The organism is Geobacillus sp. PK12 (assembly GCF_004123125.1).
GTDB lineage: Bacteria > Bacillota > Bacilli > Bacillales > Anoxybacillaceae > Geobacillus > Geobacillus zalihae.
Genome location: NZ_SDKL01000063.1, coordinates 1 through 1,415 on the forward strand (window position 1 = coordinate 1; position 1,415 = coordinate 1,415).

The window sequence follows — 1,415 nt, forward strand, 5'->3', positions numbered from 1 at the left end:
AATGAGCTTGAAGAGGAAGAGGCACAACCAGGCAGACAACATGAATCACTAGCTAATTTTAAATGTGCCGGCTTAGCTCAATTGGTAGAGCAACTGACTTGTAATCAGTAGGTTGCGGGTTCAAGTCCTGCAGCCGGCATTCTTATTCCTTAATAACCTCTTAAGCCATTAAGACGGCAACCGCGAGCCATTAGCTCAGTAACGAGCGCTACATCTTCGAGTTCGCTTCGAGTTGTCCCGACGCATCTGACATCTTCGAATATGCTAGTAGAGGAAGGGACATCGTTGTCTCGGAGTGTTATTGAACCCATGAGCCATTAGCTCAGTAACGAGCGTTACATCATCGAATTTGCTTCGAGTTGCCTCGACGCACGAGGCTTCCTTGAATTAGCTGGCAGAGGAAGAGGCAGGTAGAGCTAGGTAGTACCTAGAGTGTTGTCCTAACCATGAGCCATTAGCTCAGTAGGTAGAGCAACGAGCTTTGCATCATCGAGTTCGCTTCGAGTTGTCCCGACGCATCTTGCTTCCTTGAATATGCTTGTAGAGGAAGGGACATCACTATCCTAGAGTGTTATCCAACTCGTGAGCCATTAGCTCAGTAGGTAGAGCATCTGACTTTTAATCAGAGGGTCGGAGGTTCGAGTCCTCCATGGCTCATCGTCTTGCGGAAGTAGTTCAGCGGTAGAACACCACCTTGCCAAGGTGGGGGTCGCGGGTTCGAGCCCCGTCTTCCGCTCCACTTCCGCCGGGGTGGCGGAATTGGCAGACGCACAGGACTTAAAATCCTGGGGTAGGTAACTACCGTGCCGGTTCGAGTCCGGCCCTCGGCACTTGTGCGCTCGTAGCTCAATTGGATAGAGCATCTGACTACGGATCAGAAGGTTAGGGGTTCGAATCCTCTCGAGCGCGTTTTGTCGGGAAGTAGCTCAGCTTGGTAGAGCACACGGTTCGGGTCCGTGAGGTCGCAGGTTCAAATCCTGTCTTCCCGATTTATCATGGGGCCTTAGCTCAGCTGGGAGAGCGCCTGCTTTGCAAGCAGGAGGTCATCGGTTCGATCCCGATAGGCTCCACCTTTTGACTTAAATTTGGCGGTGTAGCTCAGCTGGCTAGAGCGTACGGTTCATACCCGTGAGGTCGGGGGTTCGATCCCCTCCACCGCCACCATTATCGGACCTTTAGCTCAGCTGGTTAGAGCAGACGGCTCATAACCGTCCGGTCGTAGGTTCGAGTCCTACAAGGTCCACCATTATTATTGTTGCTTTTTTGGAGGAGTACCCAAGTGGTTGAAGGGGTCGGTCTTGAAAACCGAGAGGCGCCGCAAGGCGCGCGGGGGTTCGAATCCCTCCTCCTCCGCCATGCACTTTAAAATCATGCCGGCTTAGCTCAATTGGTAGAGACGAGCATTCGCATCGTCG

The 1,415-nt window shown here is 52.5% G+C and carries 10 tRNA genes; all 10 read left to right on the plus strand.

Annotated features, from left to right (window positions below):
• Window positions 1–66: 66 nt before the first annotated feature.
• Window positions 67–139: transfer RNA gene (locus ETR37_RS16600), tRNA-Thr, on the plus strand.
• A 445-nt stretch (window positions 140–584) separates the two neighbouring features.
• Window positions 585–657: transfer RNA gene (locus ETR37_RS16605), tRNA-Lys, on the plus strand.
• Between the two features lie 7 nt (window positions 658–664).
• Window positions 665–739: transfer RNA gene (locus ETR37_RS16610), tRNA-Gly, on the plus strand.
• A 5-nt stretch (window positions 740–744) separates the two neighbouring features.
• A tRNA-Leu gene (locus tag ETR37_RS16615) sits at window positions 745–830 on the plus strand.
• Between the two features lie 5 nt (window positions 831–835).
• Window positions 836–909 (plus strand) — tRNA-Arg (locus tag ETR37_RS16620).
• Between the two features lie 6 nt (window positions 910–915).
• Window positions 916–989: transfer RNA gene (locus tag ETR37_RS16625), tRNA-Pro, on the plus strand.
• Between the two features lie 8 nt (window positions 990–997).
• Window positions 998–1,070 (plus strand) — tRNA-Ala (locus ETR37_RS16630).
• 17 nt (window positions 1,071–1,087) lie between these two features.
• Window positions 1,088–1,164, plus strand: a tRNA-Met gene (locus ETR37_RS16635).
• Between the two features lie 5 nt (window positions 1,165–1,169).
• Window positions 1,170–1,246 (plus strand) — tRNA-Ile (locus tag ETR37_RS16640).
• Window positions 1,247–1,265: 19 nt separating this feature from the next.
• Window positions 1,266–1,356 (plus strand) — tRNA-Ser (locus ETR37_RS16645).
• Window positions 1,357–1,415: the final 59 nt, after the last annotated feature.